The organism is Dorea sp. 210702-DFI.3.125, assembly GCF_020560945.1.
GTDB classification, from domain to species: Bacteria; Bacillota; Clostridia; order Lachnospirales; family Lachnospiraceae; genus Dorea; species Dorea formicigenerans.
The window spans coordinates 21,717-44,423 of record NZ_JAJCNF010000004.1 but is presented as its reverse complement, the minus strand read 5'-3'; the positions used below and the strand labels follow the sequence as shown (position 1 = coordinate 44,423).

The window sequence follows — 22,707 nt, the reverse complement described above, 5'->3', positions numbered from 1 at the left end:
GCAAATTTCAATCATTTCGGAGCCTAATAGTAATCAGGTAATATTCCAAAGTGGTGAATAAGTGACAATAATATGTTTATAGCAATATATCTTGAATATATTTTGAATATGAGATAATATAATTATATATCAGCAGGGAGATGACTCCCACCGCTATAGGTGGTGAGAAACAAGCTGGTATCAGTGGGGGAGTCAATCCCCCAGCTGATATAGCCTCCGGCAGGATTGCAGAGGTGCGCAGTAGAAGTATGTCATGCAATTGCATGACGCGCACCTCGCAGCAAGAATGCTGAGGCATTCTTGAATTCTTTCGGACATATTACATTTGTCAAAGAAAGGAAAACGAAGAAGATGAAAAAAGACGTAGAAAACATGATGCAGCCGGACAGAGTGGCAGAGGCAGTGACTTATCTAGCAGAGAAAAAGAAGCAGGGAGAGTATACCATCTCGGATTACTATGCCATTCCTGAAGATGTGAGGGCTGAACTGATTGATGGTGTGATTTATGATATGGCACCGCCTCTAAGCGTACATCAGTTGCTGTCGGCTAAAATACATGGATATTTAGCAAGATACATAGAGAAAAAAGGCGGATCATGTATTCCGTTTTTTGCACCAATAGGTGTGCAATTGGATAAAGATGATAAGACAATAGTAGAGCCGGATATTTTAATTGTGTGTGACAGAAATCAGATTACGAGACGTGGGATTTACGGAGCGCCGGATTTTGTGATAGAGATTTTATCTGAAAGTACAAAGAAGAAAGACTCTTATCTGAAATTAATGAAGTATCAGAATGCAGGTGTACGGGAATACTGGCTTGTTGATCCGGAAAAGAAAAAAGTGATTGTCTACGATTTTGAACAGGAAGAAATTCCGAAAATCTATGGATTTGATACGCAGGTTCCAGTTGGAATATTTGGAGGAGAATGTAAGGTGGATTTTGCTGAATTTTATGAAGAAATCAGATTTATATATGAGAAAGAAGAAAAATAGAACGAGGGAGATTCAACCGAATCTCCCTCATTTTGACTTTATAAAACAGTCTACGCAATTGCTTTGAAAGATGAGAACTAACAGCAGTCATTGCCACAGCCACATCCACCACAACCATTGCCGAGTCCACCGCAGCAGATGAGTAATAAGATGATCCACAGGCAACTGTCATTGCCGTATCCGCCACAGCCATTGCCATATCCGCCACAGCAGATAAGCAATAAGATAATCCACAGGCAGCTATTATTTGCAAATCCGCAATCATTACCGCATCCGCAGCCATTTCCTCTTCTTCCGTCATCGCATCCACAGCCACAGTTTGTTGCGCTTAAATCGCTCATGTCAATTCCTCCGCATAAAGAATATTTACACTATATCCTATGTCTGCGGAGAAAATGTGTGAATAAATTATATCTTTTAATATTGCGCATTACATTAGACTTTACAGGAAAGCTGTGAGTAATAACATAACATTTTAATAATGCTTGGGGCTTTAGTAGCGCAGCAACTTCTTCACAGAATGCTGATAGCGGTAAGCCCGGTTCTGCAGTTTTAACTTTTCAATTTTGTTCATATCATTCTTTTCATGCTCATCATAAAGCTTCAGAAGATATGCAAGATTATAATTCCGGTTCTGATACCATTTGAACAGAAGCCAGTTCATAATATCCGGATACCAGTAGCGCTCCGGAATTTTTGCTTCGCGCAGCAGAATGATATGATGCAGTGCCTTGACAGCCAGTTCGCCAAGCACGGTCGAGTTGTTTTTCTGATGAAACAGGGCATTGCTTTGCTCGATGATATCATATAAGGCACCGGCTGCTTTCCAGTAAGTTACAAATGTAGGATGATCTGGGTCTTCAACTTCTTCAGATTCTTCATAGAGATTAAATGTCTGCATTTTCGAAGGACGGTTTCCGCGGATTTCCCGGTCATATTCGGCACGCTTTACCGGATCGGAAAGAACAAGGTAAGCCTCCAGAATTTCCTGCATCTTATCAGTTGTATCAATTCCGTTCCTCATATTGACGTCCGGGTGGTAACGCTTGGCCAGTTTATTTTTAGCCAGTGTAATCTCCTGTGCGGACGCCTTTACGGAAACTTCAAGTATATCATAATAGTTTTTGGATTCCATAAATTTCCTCCCCTTATGGTGTCACTATTTACTCCCCAGTAATTAGCAAGAATATCATACGACAAATGCGTGAAGAAATCAATTTCTATTTCGTCGAATATTCTATTTTTAAAGGAAATATTTTGGAGAGACATTTATGGATCGTGTAAAAAAGATGGTGCATTATTGGTGTGATGATATAAAAAAAGCAGGGCTTACCGGAAAAGGGGTGACGGTTGCGGTTCTGGATACCGGACTTGCGCCACATCCGGATTTTAAGAGCAGGGTTGTCGGCTGGCGGGACTGTATATATAGGAAAGAAAAATGTTATGATGATAATGGACATGGAACTCATGTGGCAGGGATCTTAGGTGGAAGTGGACAGATGTCCGGTGGGATTCTGTCCGGAATTGCTCCGCTTTGTCGATTTGTTATTGTAAAAGTGTTGGATCAAAAAGGGGAGGCAAATGTAGCGAGTATTCTTGCAGGTCTTAAGTGGGTGGAAATGAATCACAGAAAATATAAGATACGGATTGTGAATCTGTCAGCAGGAGCTGGGGAAAATCTGGAGCCCGGGAAAGAAAAAATGTTGATCGAAGCTGTAGAACATCTCTGGGACTTGGGTCTAGTTGTTGTGGTGTCATCGGGAAATAACGGACCGGGAGAAGGAACCATTGCAATTCCGGGAAACAGTCGTAAAGTGATTACGGTCGGTGCTGTAAAAACAGAAAAAGCAGAGAAGGGGAGCTGTTCGGGAGCCGGTCCTACGAAAGAATGTGTAGTGAAACCGGACGTAATAGCACCGGGATACCAGATCATTTCCTGCAACAGTCAGATACACGGAAAGAAAGATGCGTATACGGTAAAAAGTGGAAGTTCCATGGCGACCCCGGTCGTGTCCGGTGCGGTTGCTTTATTGATGGAAAAATATCCGAGGATTAGCAATGTAGAGGTGAAATTAAGACTCAGGGAGACGTGCATACATTTACCCGGAGCAGGCGAACAGGGGTGGGGAATGTTGAATATCCGCGATTTTCTGAAACTTTAGAAGTCTAAAGAGGAAGGAATAGGGATTGTATGCGAGAAAATACAATAAAAATATAAGTGTAAAGAAAAAATACTTGACACCATGAGGCGTATCGTGTATGATAACACAGGTGATAAATGTGAATGAGATTCTAAAACAGGCTCTTCTGTTTGATTTCTATGGAGAATTACTGACAGATCATCAGAAAGAGATATACGGACAGTTTCTATTAGAGGATCTCTCCCTTGGGGAGATTGCCAGGGATGCCGGTATCAGCAGACAGGGAGTACATGATATTGTAAAGCGGTGTGAACAGGCACTGGCAGGATATGAAGAAAAGCTTCATCTTGTTGAGAAGTTCATGACCGTGAAGAATAAAGTAAAACAGATTGATGAATTGCTGGATGAGTATGAGAAAGAACGCAGGGAAGATATTTTAAGCGGAATTCGAATCTTGTCCGGAGAAATCATAGAGGAGTTATAGTATGGCGTTTGACAGTCTGACAGAAAAACTGCAGAATGTATTTAAGAATCTTAGAAGTAAAGGAAGACTTACGGAAGCAGATGTGCAGGAAGCGTTAAAGGAGATTAAGCGTGCGCTTCTGGCGGCAGATGTAAACTTTAAGGTTGTAAAGGATTTTATTAAGACTGTTCAGGAAAGAGCGGTCGGCCAGGATGTTATGAATGGTCTGAATCCGGGTCAGATGGTAATTAAGATTGTAAATGAAGAACTTTGTAATCTGATGGGATCTGAGACAACCGAGATCAAGCTTCAGCCGGGAAGTGCCATTACAGTGATTATGATGGCAGGTCTTCAGGGAGCAGGTAAGACGACTACAACAGCAAAGCTTGCTGGGAAGTTTAAGTTAAAAGGCAAGAAACCGCTTTTGGTTGCCTGCGATGTTTATCGTCCTGCAGCAATTAAGCAGTTACAGATCAACGGGGAAAAGCAGGGTGTGGAAGTATTTACCATGGGTGACAACCATAAACCGGCGAATATTGCAAAGGCTGCAATTGAGCATGCCCAGAAGAATGGCAATAATCTGGTGATCCTTGATACGGCAGGACGTCTTCATATCGATGAAGATATGATGGCTGAGCTGGAAGAGATTAAGAATACTGTTACTGTACATCAGACAATTCTTGTTATTGATGCTATGACCGGACAGGATGCGGTCAATGTGGCAAAAGAATTTGATGAAAAGATTGGTGTAGACGGTGTGATCGTGACCAAACTGGACGGTGACACAAGAGGTGGTGCTGCGTTATCCGTTAAGGCAGTAACCGGAAAACCGATTCTGTATGTCGGTATGGGCGAGAAGCTTTCTGATTTGGAGCAATTTTATCCGGATCGTATGGCAAACCGGATTCTCGGTATGGGAGATGTCTTATCTCTGATCGAGAAGGCGGAGGCAGAACTTGACATTGACGAGGACAAAGCAAAAGAGATGTCCAAGAAGATGAAAAAAGCCCAGTTTGATTTTGATGATTATCTTGAGAGCATCAAGCAGATGAAGAAGCTTGGAGGACTTGGAAATATCATGAACATGTTGCCGGGACTTGGCGGTATGGGAATGGGCAAGATGAAAGGTCTTGGCGATGAGCAGATGGATGAAGCAGAAAAAGGTATGGCACGTATGGAAGCTATGATCCATTCTATGACACCAGCTGAGAGAAGAGATCCGGATCTTTTAAATCCATCAAGAAAGCACAGAATCGCAAAAGGAGCAGGTGTAGACATCAGTGAAGTAAACCGTATGATCAAGCAGTTCAACGAAGCAAAGAAGATGATGAAGACATTTGCAAAACCAGGCAAAAAAGGCAAGTTCAAGTTGCCTTTCTAAAAATGGTATATGGTGCAAGGCACTTTATATAAATAAAACTATTAAAAATAAATATTTTCATTTATGGAGGAAAAGAACAATGGCAGTAAAAATCAGATTAAGAAGAATGGGACAGAAGAAAGCACCTTTTTATAGAATCGTAGTAGCAGATTCCAGAGCCCCAAGAGATGGAAAGTTCATCGAGGAGATTGGAACATATGATCCAAACCTTGAGCCAAGCGGAATTTCTGTAGACGAGGAAGCAGCTAAGAGATGGTTAAATACAGGAGCTCAGCCGACAGAGGTTGTAGGAAAGATCTTTAAAGCAGCTGGAATTGAGAAATAGATAATTCGTGCCTGGAGGTACAAAGATGAAAGAGTTAGTTGAAGTCATTGCAAAAGCTCTTGTCGATGATCCGGAAAGCGTAACGGTAAACGAACGCACGGAGAAGAAGACAACTATCCTGGAAGTACGTGTTGCAGATTCTGATATGGGGAAAGTAATCGGAAAACAGGGACGTATTGCCAAGGCTATCCGTTCAGTAGTAAAAGCAGCGGCAGCGAAGGAAGACAAGAAAGTGATTGTAGATATTCTGGATTAATCAGGATGGATATAGGGACAGACCGGGTTTTACCAGGCCTGTCTCTCTTTATGAAGAAAGAAATGTGTCCGCCAGAACAGTGAAAGTTCTTCGGACGTTACCAGATATAGATTTATACGAATTGATTCGAAAAAGCGGAGGAATGTATGGAACAGTTATTGCAGGTAGGTGTCATCACACAGCCACACGGGGTGCGCGGAGAAGTGAAAGTCTTTCCGACTACAGATGATCCGGTAAGATTTAAGAAACTGAAAAAAGTAATTCTGGATACGGGAAAAGAAAAGCTGGATCTGGAAGTGGAACATGTGAAGTTTTTTAAGCAGTTCGTTATTGTAAAATTTAAAGAATTTGACAATATTAATGATATTGAGCGTTATAAACGCTGTCCGTTGCTCGTGACGAGAGAAAATGCTGTGCCGCTGGAAGAAGATGAGTATTTTGTTGCAGACATGATCGGCATGAAAGTTATAACAGAAGATGGAACAGAATTCGGAACACTGAGTGACGTGATGGAAACAGGGGCGAATGATGTCTATGTGATTGATTCAAAGGAGCATGGAGAGGTTCTTATGCCTGCAATTAAAGAATGTGTTCTGAACGTAGATATGGAAAGTGGGATCATTACTGTTCATCTGATGAATGGTCTGATTTAAGGAGTGTAATCATGCAGTTTTATATTATGACATTATTTCCGGACATGGTGATGGACGGTCTGAATACAAGTATTATCGGACGTGCCATGGATAAAGGACTTTTGGATATAGAAGCGGTAAATATCAGAGACTATGCATTTAACAAACACAACAGCGTAGATGATTATCCTTATGGTGGGGGAGCAGGTATGCTGATGCAGGCAGAGCCTGTGTATCAGTGCTATGAGGCTGTGAAAAAGAAAATAGAAGTGAAAGCTTTGCTAAGCAATCCGGGTACCAGGAAAAGCCCGCGTGTGATTTATCTGTCTCCACAGGGGAAGACATTTAACCAGACGATGGCAGAGGAATTTGCCCAGGAAGAAGATCTGGTATTTTTGTGCGGACATTATGAAGGAATTGATGAACGGGTATTAAATGAAGTTGTCACAGACTATGTGTCGATTGGAGACTATGTCCTGACTGGCGGAGAGCTTCCGGCTATGATTATGATCGATGCGATTTCCAGACTGGTGCCGGGGGTTCTGCATAATGATGTGTCCGCAGAATTCGAGAGCTTTCAGGATAATCTTCTTGAGTACCCACAGTATTCCAGACCGGAGATCTGGCATGATAAGCAGGTGCCAGCCATACTTTTGTCCGGTCATCATGCGAATATAGAAAAATGGCGCAGAGAGCAGTCTGTGATCCGCACAGCAAAGAACCGTCCGGATCTGATTGAAAAAGCCAAACTGACAAAAGAAGAGCAGAAGTTGGCGAAAGAAATTATGCTTGAAGCTACAGGACAGTAGAATTTAGAAAACTGTCAATTTACAATCTGGAAAGATTAAAAACATTGAATGGATTGCCGGAAAAATAAATGAAAAAATAAAATTAAAAACTTCTTGCAACATAAAGAAGTTTGTGATAAAATATAGCATGTTGTGAAGAAAAACGAGATGGTCCTCTGGTACATTTTGTATTAAGAACGTCCAATTAAACAAGGAGGTCACACAGATGAACGATATTATTAAGAATATTGAGGCAGCTCAGTTAAAAGAGCAGGCTCCAGAATTCAGAGTTGGAGATACTGTAAAGGTTTACGGTAAGATTAAAGAGGGTAACCGTGAGAGAATTCAGATTTTTGAAGGAACTGTTCTTAAGAGACAGGGTGGCGGTTCAAGAGAGACATTTACAGTTAGAAAGACATCTAACGGAATCGGTGTTGAGAAGACATGGCCAGTTCACTCACCTAACGTAGAGAAGGTTGAAGTAGTAAGAAGAGGTAAAGTAAGAAGAGCTAAACTTAACTACTTAAGAGACCGCGTTGGTAAGAAAGCTAAAGTTAAAGAGCTGGTAAAATAATTAAACGAAGAGAACAGAGTAAAAAAGGACAACTACATACATGTAATTGTCCTTTTTCTGATATAGGGATAAATCTATGAAAAAAAGTTCGATAAGGGGTAATTTTACGGGCAGAGAGAATGCCAGAAAAAGGGCGGCAAAGAAACGCCGGAAACAGCGGGAAGCTAAGAGAAGAAAACTTTTAAGACAGCAGAAGAGAATGCAGCAGCCGACAAAGAAAAAAGTTGTAAAGCTGTTAAGAAACATAGACTGGTCTTTAATCCCAGTTATTGGAAAGTGGATTTTTCAGATTGCATTGACAATACTGATCGCATTTGTGTGTGTATGGTATTTCGGACAGCGTGTGAGTGTTGTCGGAGATTCCATGAAGCCGGTTCTTGAAAACGGGGATATTGTGCTCGCCAACCGGATTGTGTATAATGCAAGCAAGCCGAAGCGTGGCGATGTCATTATATTTAAACCAAAGGGAAATGAAAATTCCCATTATTATATTAAGCGGATCATTGCTCTTCCAGGAGAGAGCGTGGAGATTGTCGAAAATTCAGTCTACATCAATGGTGAAAAGCTGCAAGAAGATTATGAGACTTCCAAGATTGATGATGTCGGCATTGTAAATGAAAAGATAAAATTAGGCAGTGATGAATATTTTGTTCTTGGTGACGACAGGCAGAACAGTGAAGACAGCCGTAATGCCAATGTAGGAAATGTGAAATACAGCTACATTTACGGAAAAGCCTGGTTTGTCATCTCGCCAAAAACACACTTTGGATTTGTAAAGGAGTAGAAATATGCATTTTCAGTGGTATCCGGGTCATATGACAAAAGCAAAGCGTATGATGCAGGAAAATATTAAATTGATTGATTTGATCATTGAGCTTGTAGATGCCAGGGTTCCGTTATCCAGCAGGAATCCGGATATTGATGAGCTTGGTAAGAATAAAGCGAGACTGATCATTTTGAATAAATCAGATCTGGCAGAGGAAAGATGGAATGAGGCATGGACCGAATATTTTAAGAAAAAAGGATTCCATGTTGTGAAAGTAAATTCAAGAAAAGGCGGCGGAGTAAAATCCGTACAAAGCGTGATCCAGGAGGCATGTAAGGCGAAGATCGAGCGCGACAGAAAGCGTGGGATTCTGAACCGTCCGGTTCGTGCCATGGTCGTTGGAATTCCGAATGTAGGAAAGTCTACATTTATTAATTCACTTGCCGGAAAAGCAGCCGCTAAAACCGGTAACAAGCCAGGTGTAACGAAAGGAAAACAATGGATCCGCCTGAACAAACAGGTAGAGCTTCTGGATACACCGGGAATTCTTTGGCCAAAATTCGAAGATCAGACAGTAGGATTGCGGCTTGCGCTGATCGGTTCGATTAAGGATGAGGTGTTACAGACAGAAGAGCTGGCAGCAGAGTTGATCCGTTTTCTGGCAGCAAATTATCCGGGTGTACTGGAGAATAAGTATACCATTACAGCTGCCCCAGACCCATATGTAATGCTTGGGCGTATTGCAGAAAGCAGACATTGCCTTGTTCGTGGAAATGAACTGGATACGGAGAAGGCAGCCATGCTTTTGATGGATGATTTCCGGGAAGGAAAGCTTGGACGACTTACGCTTGAGTATCCACAGACAGAAGAAGCGTAAAGGTAAATAGAAATCAGAAAGGGGAACTTACTTTCTATGTCAAGAAGACGAAGAAGGAGAGAGCCGGGAATTATAAGAGAGATATTAGGGTGGATTTTTTATATTATAGTCATTCTTGTCTTAACATATGTCATCATTACTTATGTGGGACAAAGAACAAGTGTCAGCGGGTCATCCATGGAGACGACTCTAAGCGATGGAGATCAGCTTCTGGTGGACAAGCTGTCTTACCGGTTCCAAGATCCGAAACGTTTTGATATTATTGTATTTCCATATCAGTATGAGGAAAATACTTACTATATAAAACGTATTATCGGGCTGCCGGGAGAGACGGTACAGGTAGTAGACGGTTATGTCTATATCAATGGCAGCCGCTTGGAATCAGACATTTATGGAAATGAACTGATGGACGATCCGATGGCGGCATCGCAGCCAATTACCCTTGGAGAAGATGAATATTTTGTACTTGGCGATAACCGGAATCACAGTCAGGATAGCCGTGACACGAGTGTAGGAGAAGTGAAGAAAGATACGATCATGGGAAAAGCGTGGGTGCGTATCTATCCATTTGACAAGATGGGAGTGATCAGGCATGAATAAGCGGGAAGAAGAAAAGCTGAAAAAACAGCAGGAACGTCTGGAAAAAGAGATTGCAAGAACAAAAGCAATGAGCACATTTGAAGAAGAATACAAGGATTATCCGTACATTTGCGGGATTGACGAGGTCGGACGAGGACCGTTGGCAGGTCCGGTCGTGGCAGGAGCTGTGATTCTGCCCAAAGATGATATGATCTTGTATCTGAATGATTCAAAAAAGCTGTCCGAAAAAAAGCGTGAAATGCTGTATGACGAGATCATGAACCGCGCGGTAGCAACGGGGATTGGTATGGCAAGTCCTGCGAGAATTGATGAAATTAATATTTTGCAGGCCACTTATGAAGCAATGCGTATGGCAATTGATAATCTGAAAGTGCGTCCGGACATTTTGTTAAATGATGCGGTGACGATTCCACAGGTAGACATTTTGCAGGTGCCGATCATCAAAGGTGACGCGAAAAGCATTTCTATCGCGGCAGCGAGTATTATTGCAAAAGTGACGAGAGACCGGCTGATGGTGGAATATGACAAGGTACTGCCGGGGTATGATTTCGCAAGTAATAAAGGATATGGAACGAAAGCACATATTGCAGGGTTAAAAGAACTGGGACCGACACCGATCCACAGAAGATCTTTCATACATAATTATGTATAAGAAGAATAATCGCAGGACAGGCACCGGCTATGAAAGGAAAGCAGGTGCTTATCTTGAATCTTTGGGATACAAGATTGTGACATATAATTATCGCTGCAGGCTGGGAGAGATCGATCTGATTGCAAGAGACGGAGAATACCTTGTCTTTGTAGAAGTGAAATATAGAACTACGGGTGTAAGCGGCTATCCGGCAGAGGCAGTCGATGCCCGTAAACAACAGACTATCGCAAAATGTGCCATGCATTTTCTGATGAAGCAGGGGAACGATGACGTACCATGCAGATTCGACGTGGTTGCCATAGCCGGAGCTGAGGGTCAGGAAGAAATCACGCTATATAAAGATGCATTTACACTGATGTAGTTAATGTAGCTTTTGGATTTGAAAATATGTAAATGCAGCAACGAAGTATGGACAGATGAAGTTAGGAGAAATATATGAGTCTTGGATTAAAATATAAGAATAATGAGCAGATATTTGCAGAGCGGCAGCGCGGCGGTGTGCCGTATCTGTCCTATCCGCTTTTTGAAAATACAGGAATCGTCAATCATGGATTTTCTACCAGACTTGGTGGAGTCAGTACCGGGTGCTTCAGTTCTATGAACATCAGCCTGACAAGAGGAGATGATCCGGAGGCGGTGAAAAAGAATCGTGAACTGATTGCGCAGGCAATCGGCGTAGAAGTGGCAGATTTTACTTATACGCAGCAGACACATACGACGAATGTAAAGCGCGTATACGCCAGGGAGAGGGGACAGTCCTTTCCTGAGACAGACGGAATGATTACGGACGTGCCGGGAATCTGTCTTGTAACTTCTTATGCAGATTGTGTACCACTTTATTTTGTGGATCCGGTGAAGAAAGTCATTGGACTGAGCCATTCTGGATGGAGAGGAACAGTTGGAAAGATTGGAAAAGTAACTGTGGAAAAGATGGAGGAAGAGTTTGGTTGTGATCCGGCAGATATTTTAGGAGCGGTAGGACCGTCTATCTGTCAGGATTGTTATGAAGTCAGTGAAGATGTTATTAAAAAATTCCGTGAGAATTATGACGAAAATCTCTGGCCTGAAATTTTTTATCAGAAAGAAAATGGGAAATATCAGTTGAATTTATGGAAGGCAAATGAGTCTGTTTTTTTAGAATCAGGAATTCTTCCGGAGCATATTGCAGTGACCAATGTATGTACACACTGCAACCCGGATATTTTGTTCTCACACAGAACAACAGGAAATGAACGCGGAACATTGAGTGCATTTCTTGCCCTGAAGAAATAGAGAGACTGGATATGAAAATGTAAACTAGAAAGTAAAGCAGGAGACAATAATATGAATAGCATGTTGTTAAAATTGGCAACAACACAGGGAACATCCTTAAAAGTGGATTCAGGGGATGTGTCACAAGGGGTGGCAGATGCGACAAAAGGAGTGACAGATGCAACGCAGGATGCAGTGAATGAGGTGAATCAGGCAACGCAGTATCTGCAGGATCATCTTTCAGACCTGATCGGATTTGGAGTGAAAGTGCTGATCGCAATTGCAGTATTTATGATCGGGCGTGTTCTGATCCAATTTATACGGAAAATTGTGAGAAAATCGCTGGCAAGGTCCAGTGCAGACAAAGGAGTAGAGCAGTTCGTAGACTCTGTTTTGAAATTTTCTTTATATTTTCTGTTGATTTTTATGATTGCAGCAAAATTAGGAGTTGATACAACTTCAGTGGCAGCGATTATTGCTTCTGGCGGTGTAGCAATCGGTCTTGCTCTGCAGGGAAGCCTTTCTAATTTTGCAGGCGGAGTATTGATTCTGCTTCTGAAACCATTTGAAGTGGGAGATTATATTATTGAGGATACAAACCACAACGAAGGGACGGTAAAGGAAATTCAGATTTTTTATACAAAGTTATCGACCGTTGATAATAAAACGATTGTGATTCCAAATGGAATGCTGACCAACAACAGTCTGACGAATGCAACGGCTAAGGCGGAGAGAAAGCTGGATCTGAAAGTAGATATTGCTTATGAAGCGGACTTGCGAAAAGCAAAGGCGGTCATTGAGGAGATTATCAGACAGGACGATGCGACCATCAAGAATGAAGAAATTCTGGTATTTGTCCATGAACTTGCAGAAAGTTCGGTAGTCATTGGTGCCCGTGCATGGGTGAAGAATGAAGATTACTGGAATGCAAGATGGAGGATTCTGGAAGAAATCAAACTGAAACTGGATGAGAATGAGATTGAGATGGCATATCCGCATCTGACTGTCCAGATGGGAAAAGAGAACTGATAAGAAGCAAGAAGTAAAAAATGCTTCAGAAACTAAAAAAGTTCTTGCAAATCTGAGAAGATTCGATATAATAGTAGTTGTGGTTGTCGTACGTCAATCACAACATTTGCTGGAATAGCTCAGTTGGTAGAGCACTTCACTCGTAATGAAGGGGTCGTCGGTTCAAGTCCGATTTCCAGCTTCTTTTTTATATAGATGTGCATATAAGGGTTCTTCGAGAAAGAAGGATCCTTTTCTTTTTACAAAATGTCAAATGATACATAATAATTATACGGATAATAAAAATGGAGGAATTTTTATGTCGGGTGAAATAGCTTTTGCCAATACCGCTTTGGAAAGTTTCGCAGCATTAGTTACATTCGTATTGCTGTTTGCATGTATTGCAAAGATTAAAATGCAACGTGGAATCAAACATGTTACATCGAAGGAAGCAAAGAGGAATACATTAGATTATATTCTGATCATCTGGCTTGTGATTCACATGATCGTACTTACGGCAGATGTACTGAGCTGGACCGCTATGGATTTCGGAAAGAATGAAGTGTGGCTTCTATTTATGTTGAATCTGACTTTTACCTGTCTCTCTCTGGAATGTATGGTCTATACCTATTATGTAAAAGAGACAATCTATCAACACGAGAAGATTGGAAATACTTACGTGTATCTCGTCATGCTGTCAACAGTGATTGCAATCATATTATGGATCACCAGTGATATCAGTGGGAAGTTTTATTATCTGGACACACAGGGGAATTATACAAAAGGTTCGATTTATTGGCTGTGTCAGTTTTATTGTATTATTGTGATGTGTGGAAACATTGTGATTTTGTTAAAACACAGGAAAGCGCTTGTCAGACATGATGTGTTAAGCCTTCTTATGTACGGATTGATACCGATTGCATCGATTCCGGCACAAATGCTTTGGAAATCAACCACATTTAATCTGGCGACAACGCTGGTGCTGATCTATATTTGCATTAGTGTCCATATGGCACAGTATGATCGGATCGTGGAACAGGAAAAGATTCTGATACAGCAGGAACATGAATTGTCCATGAATCAGATGCAGATGATGATTGCCCAGATTCAGCCACATTTCCTATATAATTCGCTGACAGCACTGGCGCAGCTTTGCAGCAAAGATCCAAAAGAAGCGAAGAAGGCAATCATCAATTTTGCGGATTACTGGCGCAATCATATAAACGCAATTGACAAAAAAGAATCAATTCCATTTGAAGAAGAACTAAAATATGTTAAAATATATTTATATCTGGAACAGCTTCGATTTGGAGATGATCTGCATGTAGAATATGATCTGCAGAAAACTGATTTTAAAGTACCAATGTTATCTGTGCAGCCTTTTGTTGAGAATGCAATAAACTGGGGAGTTGGACAGAAAGAAGATGGGGGAACTGTTCGAATTACGACAAGAGAGAATGAAGAACAGATTGAACTTTGCGTCATAGATGACGGAGTCGGGTTTGATATATCAAAGATGGAAGAGCAAAGTGATGGAAGACAGCACATAGGAGTCCGTAACGCAAGAATCCGGTTTCAAAAGATGTGCAATGGAACTGTAGATATTTACAGTGAGAAGGGAAAAGGAACTAAAATACGAATTAATTTACCGAAAGGGGGACAATCATGAACATTATAATAGCGGATGATGAACCATTGGCATTGGAGATGACGTGCGAAGCTGTCCGGGAGGTATGCCCGAAAGCAAATATTTACCCGTTTAGCAAACCGTCCAGATTACTGGAGTTTGCAAAGGAGACGAGATGTAAAATCGCATTTTTAGATATCTGTATGCGTGGTGTGAGCGGCATCGATGTGGCAAAACAGTTAAAAGAAATTATTCCGGACATTAATATTATCTTTGTTACAGGATATGATGAGTACACAAAAGACGCAATGGCAATACATGCCAGCGGTTATATTGAAAAACCAGTAACGGCTGGGAAAGTCAGAAAAGAGACGGAAGATCTTCGCTATCCATTGCCGGCTGAAAATGAACCAAGATTGAAAATTCAGTGCTTTGGCAATTTTGAAGTATATGACAGAACTGGAAAGCCGGCACATTTCAGCAGATCGAAGGCGAAAGAGGTAATGGCATATTTGGTGGATCGCAACGGTTCTTCCTGCTCAGTGAAGGAACTGGCAGCAGTTTTATTTGAAAATGAACCCTATGATAAAAAACAACAGTGGTATATTCAGAAGATTTTGTCATCACTGCAACAGACGTTGAAGGAGCTGGAAGCAGAAGATGTAATAGAGAAAAGCTACAATAATATTGCCATTGTTCCGGAGATGATCGACTGTGACTATTACAAATTCAATAAAAAAGATGCAGAGTTTATGAATGCATATAAAGGGGAGTATATGTCACAGTACGAATGGGCTGCGTACAATAAAAAGTATCTGAATGACATTCATAAGAGATGGAAAAAGGAAAATAAATAAAACGGCTTTTAGAGAAAAAGCTTCCAGATGAAATGTATTTGTATCTGGAAGCTTTTTCTATGTATTCCTTTTTTTATGTATTCTATCTCCTGAGAAGATTCCTGCTATAAGTGGCAGGTGAATTATAAAATATCGATGTATTCGCCGGCAAGTGCTTTGTTCATGCTTCGTACGGCACAGAATTTACCACACATACTGCATGTATCACTGTGGTCATCCTCCGGACGACGGCTGTCGCGGATCGCTCTTGCAGTATCTGGGTCAAGAGCACAGGCGTACTGTGCTTCCCAGTCCAGTTTCTGGCGTGCATCAGCCATTTTATCATCAATATCTCTTGCACCAGGGATACCTTTGGCAATGTCAGCGGCGTGGGCGGCAATCTTAGAAGCGATGATGCCTTGTTTTACATCGTCTACATTTGGCAGTGCCAGATGCTCGGCAGGTGTTACGTAGCAAAGGAAAGCAGCACCGTTCATGGCAGCAACTGCGCCTCCAATGGCAGCAGTAATATGGTCATATCCAGGAGCAATATCTGTGACGAGTGGTCCAAGTGTGTAGAATGGAGCGCCCATACAGATGCTTTGCTGAACTTTCATATTGGCTGCGACCTGGTCAAGTGGTACATGTCCAGGACCTTCGACCATGACCTGTACATTATGTGCCCATGCACGTTTTGTCAGTTCGCCGAGGCGTACAAGCTCTTCAATCTGGCATACATCTGTGGCATCGGCCAGACATCCCGGGCGGCATGCATCACCAAGGGAGATGGTAACATCGTATTCTTCACAGATATCCAGAATTTCGTCGAAATGTTCATAGAACGGATTTTCTTCTCCGGTCATGCACATCCATGCAAATACAAGACTTCCTCCGCGGCTTACGATATTCATTTTACGTTTGTGTTTTTTGATCTGTTCAATAGTTTTGCGGGTGATTCCACAGTGCAGTGTTACAAAGTCCACACCGTCCTCAGCGTGAAGACGTACTACATCGACGAAATCCTGTGCAGTCAGAGTAGCAAGATCTCTTTGATAGTGGATGACGCTGTCATAGACCGGAACAGTTCCGATCATTGCCGGACATTCGTGTGTCAGCTTCTGCCGGAAAGGCTGAGTGTTGCCGTGGCTGGATAAATCCATAATGGCCTCTGCTCCGAGATTTACAGCACTCATCACTTTCTGCATTTCGATATCGTAATCTTTACAGTCTCTTGAGACTCCGAGATTTACATTGATCTTCGTGCGAAGCATACTGCCGACGCCTTCCGGATTCAGACATGTGTGGTTTTTGTTGGCACAGATTGCAACCTTGCCTTCAGCAACGAGCTTCATCATCTCGTCAGTGGACATATGCTCTTTTTGAGCAACGGTCTTGATTTCAGGCGTGAGAATTCCTTTTCTGGCTGCATCCATTTGTGTAGTGTAGTTTCTCATGTTCATTTTGCCTCCATTTTCATTTTTTGTCTGAGTTTTTCTATAGCGGTACAAGGTGGTGTCCCCAATGTATCGCTTGTATAAAAAAAGAAGATGCGTAGAGCATCTTCCTTAATTATCGCGTTAAGATATGTTCCCTACGTTGGCATTATCCAAATCAGGTTATGGGTCGAAGCGGAATTACGCTTCCTCTCAGCCGGTTTTCACCAGCTCCCCGTATGTAATTTTCGGAATGCCCATAGAATGATATGTATTGCATGGAACGTTCCGATTTACCAGTTATTATAGACCTGAAAAAATGTAAAAGCAAGATGAAAATGTGATTTTTGCCATTTTTGCCATAACTGGAAGCATTGAAAAATAGAAATTAGTTTCCTGCATAGGGCAATGTGTGGTAGAATAGAAATATCTTGTGAGCTATAACACATGATATTTTGAAAAGAGAATGTTCAAGTAGAAGGGAAGATATATATATGAGTGGAAAGAAAGGGGAACATGAACCGGAAAAAGAAGGGGTACTTGCAACGATATGGGATTATGCCAAGACATTTCTTATTATTTTTCTGGTCGTGTTTGCACTAAATAAACTGGTCTATATCAATGCGGTGATTCCGTCTGAATCTATGCAGACAACAATTATGAAGGGAGACCGGATCATCGGCAGCCGGCTTGCATACAAATCAAAAGATCCGCAGAGGTTTGATATCGTCATTTTTAAATATCCGGATGATCCATCTAAGATATTTATAAAAAGAGTCATTGGTCTGCCTGGGGAGACTGTGGAAGTGAAAGACGGAAAAGTATACATAGATGGAGCAGAGAAGCCATTGGATGACAGTTTCTGTAACGAAGTACCGATCGGAGATTTCGGACCATATGAAGTTCCACAAAACTGCTATTTTATGATGGGGGATAATCGTAATAACAGTTTGGATTCCAGGTACTGGAAGAAGCATTTCGTAGAAAAAGATGCGATTCTTGCAAAGGCCGTTTTCCGCTACTGGCCGTTTAGTGAGATTGGGAAGGTTGAGTAGACCGGACTAATAAAAGTAAGAAAAAGGATTTGAGAGGGAAAAACAATGAGTACAACAAACAAAGAAGAAAAAGTGGCAGATGTCAGCACGGAGAATATATACCGGCTGAACGGAAGAGTGCCACTGAAAAAAGCAATTCCATTCGGGCTGCAGCACGTACTGGCCATGTTTGTATCAAACCTGGCGCCGGTGCTGATCGTTTGCAGTGCCGCGCTGGTAAGAGGAACAGGGGAACACTTGACTTCTGCAGAGATCACCCAGCTTTTACAATGTGCTATGTTCGTGGCAGGTATCGGAACATGTATGCAGTTATATCCGGTGTGGAAGATCGGGTCTGGGCTTCCGATTGTTATGGGAGTCAGCTTTACGTTTCTTGGAAGTCTGTTAGTAATCTGTACCAATCCGGAACTTGGATATGAAGGGATGGTTGGTGCTGTTATTTTAGGCGGTATTTTTGAAGGACTGGTAGGTCTTAGCGCCAGATACTGGAAGCGCTTCCTGACACCAGTCGTATCCGCGTGTGTAGTTATCGCAATCGGACTTTCGTTATTGTCCGTAGGTATGGATTCCTGGGGCGGCGGAAGCGGAGTTGCTGATTTTGGTGCATGGTATCATCTGGTTGTTGGAGCATTTACACTGATTGTATGCCTGGTAGCCAGATATTTACTGAAAGGGGTATATAAGAATCTGAATGTCCTGGTAGGATTGATTCTTGGATATCTGTTGGCAATCATTTTTACGGTTGCAGGCATTGCGCCGATGGTAGACTTTTCCGGAATTACAAAGACTGTACAGGAAGTTGGAGTCTTCAGTCTGCCGAAGCTGGTCTTTCTGACCAGCCATAAACCAATCTTTGATATGGGAGCATTTTTGACAATTGCTATTGTATTTCTTGTATCTGCGGCAGAGACAACTGGTGCAACAAGCGCCGTATGTACCGGTGCTTTAGATCGCGAGATCAAGATGGAAGAATTGCAGGGGTCACTTGCTGTAGATGGATTCTCCAGTGCACTTTCCGGCTGTTTTGGATGTCTGCCGTTGACTTCTTTCAGCCAGAATGTAGGACTTGTAACGATGACGCAGGTCATCAACCGGTTTACGATTTTGATGGGAGCATTTATTTTGATTTTGTCATCACTTTTCCCGCCGCTGGGAGCATTTTTTAATTCCCTGCCACAGGCAGTTCTTGGCGGCTGTACAGTTATGATGTTTGGTTCTATTATGTATGAAGGAATCAAGATGCTCAAAGAATGTGAGTTCGATGACCGGACGATGGTCATTGTATCACTGGCATTTGCAATCGGTGTAGGACTGACACAGACATCCGGCAACTTCTTCAGTGCATTTCCACATGAGGTGGGAGATATCTTCAATGGAAATGCAGTGGCAGGTGTGTTTGTGGTATCTCTGCTGTTGAGTTTGTTTTTGCCGAAAAAGAAAAAATAATTTTGTGAATAAAATAGCATATGTTGACCAAAAGTAGTTTGGCAGGTTATAATACAAAAAGACAATTTAAAAGAAGATAATTAAAAAAGACTCTGACGGCAAGGTAATCCGAGCGGGAATAGTCGAATATATCGGACACAGGGAAGATGCAGTTGGGGAAAGTGCATCTTCCTTGTACAAGAATCCATCATGCAGAAATCGCATCTGTACAGATTTCTCAGGGTGAATACTACTTTAGTGGCAGATATAAGGACTTTTTTCCGGAAGGAGAAAGGTCCTTTTTCGTTGGGAAAAATTTGGAGGAAGACATGTTAAAGGTAGCGATTTACGGAAAAGGTGGAATTGGGAAATCCACAGTAACTTCGAATCTGGCGGCAGCATTTGCTACAATGGGGAAAAGAGTCATTCAGATAGGCTGTGACCCGAAAGCAGATTCTACAATTAATCTGCTGGAAGGAAAGCCTCTTCGTCCGGTCATGAACTATATGCGGGAGGAAGACGAGGAACCGGAGAAATTAGAAGATATTTCAAAGGAAGGATTTGGCGGCGTACTGTGTATAGAGACAGGCGGCCCGACGCCGGGACTGGGATGTGCTGGCAGAGGTATTATCGCAACATTCCAGCTTCTGGAAGATTTGAGACTTTTTGAGACATACAAGCCGGATGTAGTGCTCTACGATGTTCTCGGAGATGTTGTGTGTGGCGGCTTTGCAGCACCGATCCGGGAAGGCTATGCAGAAAAAGTATTGATTGTAACGTCCGGAGAAAAGATGGCGTTGTATGCGGCTAATAACATTTCCAGCGCAGTTCGCAATTTTGAAGACCGAAGCTATGCACGGGTGTTTGGCATTGTACTGAATCACAGAAACGTGGAAAATGAGGTGCAAAAAGTGCAGGCATTTTCTAAGGAAAGCGGAATTCCAATCGTGGGAGAGATTCCAAGAAGCGATGAGATCATCCGTTACGAAGATCAGGGACAGACGGTGATTGAAGGAAATCCAGAGTCAGAGATTAGTGGAAGATTCTATGACCTCGCAAAAAAATTACTGGAAAGCGAGGAGTAAGGACATGGTGGGAATTACGAAGATGAAAGCAGAAAAACAGAAAGCGGAAAAAGAAGCATTTTTCTGTACAACGAAAGAACTAAGCAGGCTTGGCCTGGAACAGATTCCGACACAGTTTCAGTCACACAAGCATCTGATCTACAGTTCGCCGGCTACACTGGCATTCAATTCACCGGGAGCAGAAGGCTTTGGCGTGAAGCGTGCCGGTCTTGCAGTACCAGATTCCATTATGTTGATCGTGGCTCCGGGGTGTTGTGGAAGGAATACTTCACTGATCAGTTCGATGAAGGAATATAATGACCGGTTTTATTATCTGATGATGGACGAGACCGATATTGTGACGGGAAGACATTTGAAAAAGATTCCGAAAGCAGTAGAGGAAATCTGCAGTGTCTGTCCGAAAAAACCGTCGGTCGTTATGATCTGCATTACCTGTGTGGATGCCCTTCTTGGAACGGATATGGAGCGGGTGTGCAAAAAGGCGGAAGAACAGGTAGAGATTCCGGTCAGACCTTGTTATATGTATGCACTTACAAGAGAAGGCCGAAAACCACCGATGGTACATGTAAGGCAGTCCTTATATTCGCTGCTTGAGCCGGGAAAAAAGAAAGGCAATGTAGTCAATCTTTTGGGATTTTTCTCGCCGCTTGTGGATGACTGTGAGATTTATGATCTGCTGCATAGTGCGGGAGTGAAGACGATTCATGAGATTTCCAGATGTAAGGATTATATGGAATATCAGACTATGTCAGAAGCGAATTTCAATCTGGTACTGCACCACGAAGCAAGATTTGCAGCAGAAGATTTTCACAACCGGCTTCAAATTCCATTTATCGAGCTTCGAAGACTCTACCAGATAGACAAGATTGAAAACCAGTATCATGCACTTGGTAATGCACTCGGTGTTGCATTTTATGATGAAAAATATAAAAAGCAGGCAGAAGATGCACTGGAAAAATTCCGGCAGAAGTGTCCGGATGCTTCTTTTGCAATCGGAGAATGCCTGAACGCTGATCCATTTGAACTATCATTAGCCTTGATACGTTACGGATTTTCTGTACCGGAAATTTACGGGACAATCACGGTGGAGAACTTCACATACATTCGTTCTCTGGCAAAAATAAGTCCAGAGACGAAAGTATTTTCCAATATGGAACCGACGATGATTTATTATGACCCGGCGAAAAGCGATGTGAATCTGGCAATCGGAAAAGATGCCTGTTATTATCATCCGGATTGTCCATATGTCATGTGGAACGGGGAAGAACAGCCATATGGATATGCAGGAGTGAGAAGATTATTCGAACAATTACTGGAGGTAGTATAGTGAGAGGACTTAGAAAATATCTGACACCATTTGCACCGGATCAGTCTGGTGCGGTGTCCGTGTTATATGAACTTGGGGGACTGATCGCAATCTGTGACGCCGGCGGCTGTACAGGAAATGTATGTGGTTTTGATGAGCCGCGCTGGTTTGAACAAAAAAGTGCCTTGTTCAGTGCGGGACTGCGTGATATGGACGCAATTCTCGGACGAGATGACCGTCTGGTGGAGAAGCTGGTGGATGCAGCTTCAAAGCTCGATGTAAAGTTTGTAGCAATCATCGGGACACCGGTTCCGGCAGTAATCGGAACGGATTACAAGGCACTTGGAAGAATGTGCGAGAAAAAATTAAATATGCCTGTTATCACCATTGATACAGATGGTATGGAATTATATGATGTGGGCGAAGAAAAAGCATGGCTGGAGCTTTTCCGGACATTTGCAGAAAAGGAAATGATTGATAAGGCAAGTGAAAGAATTAAGCCGAATCTGGATATTGAGAAAAAACAGGGAAAGATCGGGGTTCTTGGATTAACGCCGCAGGACATAAGTGACCTTCAGGCACCAAAGAAGATTCGAGAATATTACCAGGAAAAAGAAGGAAAAGAAGCAATCTGCTACTGCATGGGAGAAAATGTCTGCCGGAGCACGGATGGTCTTGATAATCATCGAACAGCAGGAGAGGTTGAAAAAAATATTGTAGTTTCCCCGGCGGCTCTGGCAGCTGCGAAATATCTGGAAAAAACATTTGGCACACCTTATGAGGTCACTTACCCAATTGTAGAAGAGCTGGTTCCGGATATGGATTATCGGAGAAAGAAAATCCTAATCGTGCATCAGCAGGTTATTGGAAATGCAATGCGTGCAGAAATCAGACGAAGATGCCAGAAAGTAAATGGTGATCCAGCTGTTGATAACAATGCAGTTATTACGGTAGCAAGCTGGTTCATGATGAAGCAGGAACTCTCCGAAGAAGGTGACATTTCACTTCGAGAAGAAGATGATTATATGGAGCTTATCAAGAAAGAGGATTACGACATTGTTTTTGCAGATCCGATGATGAAACGCATGACTGAAGATGCTTATAAAATGGCTGGAACAGGTTGTGTGGCGGATGCACATGAGACGGAAAGAAAAAGAATTTTTATAGATGCCACACATTTTGCCGTGTCAGGAAAATTGCGTGAGGAAATGAAAAAGCGGGAGGCGTAGA

General features: G+C 42.3%; 26 protein-coding genes, 1 tRNA gene and 1 riboswitch. Of the genes, 24 read left to right on the top strand and 3 right to left on the bottom strand.

Going from position 1 to position 22,707, the window contains the following annotated elements; translation table 11 throughout:
- The first annotated feature begins 351 nt into the window (after positions 1-351).
- Positions 352-996 (top strand): Uma2 family endonuclease, encoded by a 645-nt coding sequence (locus LI164_RS03245; RefSeq protein WP_005333031.1) that lies wholly within the window; start codon positions 352-354, stop codon positions 994-996.
- 77 nt (positions 997-1,073) lie between these two features.
- On the opposite strand, the gene LI164_RS03240 is transcribed toward LI164_RS03245, so the two are convergent.
- Positions 1,074-1,337 (bottom strand): hypothetical protein, encoded by a 264-nt coding sequence (locus LI164_RS03240; RefSeq protein ID WP_040015466.1) that lies wholly within the window; start codon positions 1,335-1,337, stop codon positions 1,074-1,076.
- A gap of 152 nt (positions 1,338-1,489) precedes the next feature.
- Positions 1,490-2,131, bottom strand: coding sequence for a J domain-containing protein (locus tag LI164_RS03235; RefSeq protein WP_005333018.1), 642 nt, complete (start codon positions 2,129-2,131; stop codon positions 1,490-1,492).
- Between the two features lie 136 nt (positions 2,132-2,267).
- Between LI164_RS03235 and LI164_RS03230 the strand changes: the two genes are divergently transcribed.
- The 18 genes from LI164_RS03230 to LI164_RS03145 all read left to right on the top strand — a co-directional run bounded on the left by LI164_RS03230 (position 2,268) and on the right by LI164_RS03145 (position 15,194).
- Positions 2,268-3,158 carry a S8 family peptidase gene (locus LI164_RS03230; RefSeq protein WP_005333017.1) on the top strand — a complete coding sequence of 297 codons (891 nt, stop codon included), beginning with the start codon at positions 2,268-2,270 and terminating at the stop codon, positions 3,156-3,158.
- Positions 3,159-3,255: 97 nt separating this feature from the next.
- Complete coding sequence (gene ylxM / locus LI164_RS03225; protein WP_005333016.1) at positions 3,256-3,621, top strand: YlxM family DNA-binding protein; 366 nt, start codon at positions 3,256-3,258, stop codon at positions 3,619-3,621.
- A gap of 1 nt (position 3,622) precedes the next feature.
- Complete coding sequence (ffh, locus tag LI164_RS03220) at positions 3,623-4,981, top strand: signal recognition particle protein (RefSeq protein ID WP_005333015.1); 1,359 nt, start codon at positions 3,623-3,625, stop codon at positions 4,979-4,981.
- Between the two features lie 79 nt (positions 4,982-5,060).
- The gene (gene rpsP, locus LI164_RS03215) at positions 5,061-5,306 is read left to right on the top strand and encodes a 30S ribosomal protein S16 (protein WP_005333014.1); all 246 of its coding nucleotides are present in this window, start codon (positions 5,061-5,063) and stop codon (positions 5,304-5,306) included.
- A gap of 25 nt (positions 5,307-5,331) precedes the next feature.
- On the top strand, positions 5,332-5,562 hold the full coding sequence (locus LI164_RS03210; protein ID WP_005333013.1) for a KH domain-containing protein: 231 nt from the start codon (positions 5,332-5,334) through the stop codon (positions 5,560-5,562).
- Between the two features lie 146 nt (positions 5,563-5,708).
- The gene (gene rimM, locus LI164_RS03205; RefSeq protein WP_005333007.1) at positions 5,709-6,215 is read left to right on the top strand and encodes a ribosome maturation factor RimM; all 507 of its coding nucleotides are present in this window, start codon (positions 5,709-5,711) and stop codon (positions 6,213-6,215) included.
- Between the two features lie 11 nt (positions 6,216-6,226).
- Positions 6,227-7,003 carry a tRNA (guanosine(37)-N1)-methyltransferase TrmD gene (gene trmD, locus LI164_RS03200; protein WP_005333004.1) on the top strand — a complete coding sequence of 259 codons (777 nt, stop codon included), beginning with the start codon at positions 6,227-6,229 and terminating at the stop codon, positions 7,001-7,003.
- 205 nt (positions 7,004-7,208) lie between these two features.
- On the top strand, positions 7,209-7,556 hold the full coding sequence (gene rplS / locus LI164_RS03195) for a 50S ribosomal protein L19 (protein WP_005333002.1): 348 nt from the start codon (positions 7,209-7,211) through the stop codon (positions 7,554-7,556).
- Positions 7,557-7,632: 76 nt separating this feature from the next.
- A complete protein-coding gene (lepB, locus tag LI164_RS03190) occupies positions 7,633-8,340 on the top strand; it encodes a signal peptidase I (RefSeq protein ID WP_005333000.1) in 708 nt (235 codons plus the stop codon).
- A gap of 4 nt (positions 8,341-8,344) precedes the next feature.
- Positions 8,345-9,199 (top strand): ribosome biogenesis GTPase YlqF, encoded by an 855-nt coding sequence (ylqF, locus tag LI164_RS03185; RefSeq protein WP_117495453.1) that lies wholly within the window; start codon positions 8,345-8,347, stop codon positions 9,197-9,199.
- A gap of 36 nt (positions 9,200-9,235) precedes the next feature.
- Positions 9,236-9,799, top strand: coding sequence for a signal peptidase I (gene lepB / locus LI164_RS03180; protein ID WP_227086728.1), 564 nt, complete (start codon positions 9,236-9,238; stop codon positions 9,797-9,799).
- Entirely contained in the window at positions 9,792-10,451 is a 660-nt protein-coding gene (locus LI164_RS03175) for a ribonuclease HII (protein ID WP_005332994.1), read from the top strand. Before lepB (LI164_RS03180) ends, LI164_RS03175 begins: the two co-directional genes overlap by 8 nt.
- On the top strand, positions 10,444-10,812 hold the full coding sequence (locus tag LI164_RS03170; RefSeq protein WP_005332992.1) for a YraN family protein: 369 nt from the start codon (positions 10,444-10,446) through the stop codon (positions 10,810-10,812). Before LI164_RS03175 ends, LI164_RS03170 begins: the two co-directional genes overlap by 8 nt.
- 74 nt (positions 10,813-10,886) lie before the next feature.
- Positions 10,887-11,723, top strand: a complete 837-nt coding sequence (gene pgeF, locus LI164_RS03165) for a peptidoglycan editing factor PgeF (protein ID WP_005332991.1) — start codon at positions 10,887-10,889, stop codon at positions 11,721-11,723.
- 51 nt (positions 11,724-11,774) lie between these two features.
- Positions 11,775-12,731 (top strand): mechanosensitive ion channel family protein, encoded by a 957-nt coding sequence (locus LI164_RS03160; RefSeq protein WP_005332990.1) that lies wholly within the window; start codon positions 11,775-11,777, stop codon positions 12,729-12,731.
- A 108-nt stretch (positions 12,732-12,839) separates the two neighbouring features.
- Positions 12,840-12,912, top strand: a tRNA-Thr gene (locus LI164_RS03155).
- Positions 12,913-13,029: 117 nt separating this feature from the next.
- Positions 13,030-14,379 (top strand): sensor histidine kinase, encoded by a 1,350-nt coding sequence (locus tag LI164_RS03150; RefSeq protein ID WP_161597502.1) that lies wholly within the window; start codon positions 13,030-13,032, stop codon positions 14,377-14,379.
- Positions 14,376-15,194, top strand: coding sequence for a LytTR family DNA-binding domain-containing protein (locus LI164_RS03145; RefSeq protein WP_005332989.1), 819 nt, complete (start codon positions 14,376-14,378; stop codon positions 15,192-15,194). Before LI164_RS03150 ends, LI164_RS03145 begins: the two co-directional genes overlap by 4 nt.
- Positions 15,195-15,316: 122 nt before the next feature.
- Here the strand turns inward: LI164_RS03145 and thiC are convergent, their stop codons facing one another.
- Positions 15,317-16,627 carry a phosphomethylpyrimidine synthase ThiC gene (gene thiC / locus LI164_RS03140; RefSeq protein ID WP_005336130.1) on the bottom strand — a complete coding sequence of 437 codons (1,311 nt, stop codon included), beginning with the start codon at positions 16,625-16,627 and terminating at the stop codon, positions 15,317-15,319.
- Between the two features lie 116 nt (positions 16,628-16,743).
- Positions 16,744-16,854, bottom strand: a riboswitch (TPP riboswitch).
- 246 nt (positions 16,855-17,100) lie between these two features.
- Between thiC and lepB (LI164_RS03135) the strand changes: the two genes are divergently transcribed.
- The 5 genes from lepB (LI164_RS03135) (at position 17,101) to LI164_RS03115 (ending at position 22,706) form a co-directional block, all read left to right on the top strand.
- The gene (lepB, locus tag LI164_RS03135; RefSeq protein ID WP_005332986.1) at positions 17,101-17,661 is read left to right on the top strand and encodes a signal peptidase I; all 561 of its coding nucleotides are present in this window, start codon (positions 17,101-17,103) and stop codon (positions 17,659-17,661) included.
- A gap of 45 nt (positions 17,662-17,706) precedes the next feature.
- Complete coding sequence (locus tag LI164_RS03130; protein WP_005332984.1) at positions 17,707-19,107, top strand: uracil-xanthine permease family protein; 1,401 nt, start codon at positions 17,707-17,709, stop codon at positions 19,105-19,107.
- Between the two features lie 308 nt (positions 19,108-19,415).
- Complete coding sequence (locus LI164_RS03125; protein ID WP_040015488.1) at positions 19,416-20,171, top strand: P-loop NTPase; 756 nt, start codon at positions 19,416-19,418, stop codon at positions 20,169-20,171.
- Between the two features lie 4 nt (positions 20,172-20,175).
- On the top strand, positions 20,176-21,498 hold the full coding sequence (locus tag LI164_RS03120) for a nitrogenase component 1 (protein ID WP_117656997.1): 1,323 nt from the start codon (positions 20,176-20,178) through the stop codon (positions 21,496-21,498).
- Entirely contained in the window at positions 21,498-22,706 is a 1,209-nt protein-coding gene (locus tag LI164_RS03115; protein ID WP_118426722.1) for a nitrogenase component 1, read from the top strand. Before LI164_RS03120 ends, LI164_RS03115 begins: the two co-directional genes overlap by 1 nt.
- Position 22,707: the final 1 nt, after the last annotated feature.

Coding starts and splice junctions, on each gene's coding strand:
- LI164_RS03245 (WP_005333031.1), top strand. CDS start 352: ATGAAAAAAGACGTAGAAAACATGATGCAGCCGGACAGAGTGGCAGAG.
- LI164_RS03240 (WP_040015466.1), bottom strand. CDS start 1,337: ATGAGCGATTTAAGCGCAACAAACTGTGGCTGTGGATGCGATGACGGA.
- LI164_RS03235 (WP_005333018.1), bottom strand. CDS start 2,131: ATGGAATCCAAAAACTATTATGATATACTTGAAGTTTCCGTAAAGGCG.
- LI164_RS03230 (WP_005333017.1), top strand. CDS start 2,268: ATGGATCGTGTAAAAAAGATGGTGCATTATTGGTGTGATGATATAAAA.
- ylxM (WP_005333016.1), top strand. CDS start 3,256: ATGATAACACAGGTGATAAATGTGAATGAGATTCTAAAACAGGCTCTT.
- ffh (WP_005333015.1), top strand. CDS start 3,623: ATGGCGTTTGACAGTCTGACAGAAAAACTGCAGAATGTATTTAAGAAT.
- rpsP (WP_005333014.1), top strand. CDS start 5,061: ATGGCAGTAAAAATCAGATTAAGAAGAATGGGACAGAAGAAAGCACCT.
- LI164_RS03210 (WP_005333013.1), top strand. CDS start 5,332: ATGAAAGAGTTAGTTGAAGTCATTGCAAAAGCTCTTGTCGATGATCCG.
- rimM (WP_005333007.1), top strand. CDS start 5,709: ATGGAACAGTTATTGCAGGTAGGTGTCATCACACAGCCACACGGGGTG.
- trmD (WP_005333004.1), top strand. CDS start 6,227: ATGCAGTTTTATATTATGACATTATTTCCGGACATGGTGATGGACGGT.
- rplS (WP_005333002.1), top strand. CDS start 7,209: ATGAACGATATTATTAAGAATATTGAGGCAGCTCAGTTAAAAGAGCAG.
- lepB (WP_005333000.1), top strand. CDS start 7,633: ATGAAAAAAAGTTCGATAAGGGGTAATTTTACGGGCAGAGAGAATGCC.
- ylqF (WP_117495453.1), top strand. CDS start 8,345: ATGCATTTTCAGTGGTATCCGGGTCATATGACAAAAGCAAAGCGTATG.
- lepB (WP_227086728.1), top strand. CDS start 9,236: ATGTCAAGAAGACGAAGAAGGAGAGAGCCGGGAATTATAAGAGAGATA.
- LI164_RS03175 (WP_005332994.1), top strand. CDS start 9,792: ATGAATAAGCGGGAAGAAGAAAAGCTGAAAAAACAGCAGGAACGTCTG.
- LI164_RS03170 (WP_005332992.1), top strand. CDS start 10,444: ATGTATAAGAAGAATAATCGCAGGACAGGCACCGGCTATGAAAGGAAA.
- pgeF (WP_005332991.1), top strand. CDS start 10,887: ATGAGTCTTGGATTAAAATATAAGAATAATGAGCAGATATTTGCAGAG.
- LI164_RS03160 (WP_005332990.1), top strand. CDS start 11,775: ATGAATAGCATGTTGTTAAAATTGGCAACAACACAGGGAACATCCTTA.
- LI164_RS03150 (WP_161597502.1), top strand. CDS start 13,030: ATGTCGGGTGAAATAGCTTTTGCCAATACCGCTTTGGAAAGTTTCGCA.
- LI164_RS03145 (WP_005332989.1), top strand. CDS start 14,376: ATGAACATTATAATAGCGGATGATGAACCATTGGCATTGGAGATGACG.
- thiC (WP_005336130.1), bottom strand. CDS start 16,627: ATGAGAAACTACACTACACAAATGGATGCAGCCAGAAAAGGAATTCTC.
- lepB (WP_005332986.1), top strand. CDS start 17,101: ATGAGTGGAAAGAAAGGGGAACATGAACCGGAAAAAGAAGGGGTACTT.
- LI164_RS03130 (WP_005332984.1), top strand. CDS start 17,707: ATGAGTACAACAAACAAAGAAGAAAAAGTGGCAGATGTCAGCACGGAG.
- LI164_RS03125 (WP_040015488.1), top strand. CDS start 19,416: ATGTTAAAGGTAGCGATTTACGGAAAAGGTGGAATTGGGAAATCCACA.
- LI164_RS03120 (WP_117656997.1), top strand. CDS start 20,176: ATGGTGGGAATTACGAAGATGAAAGCAGAAAAACAGAAAGCGGAAAAA.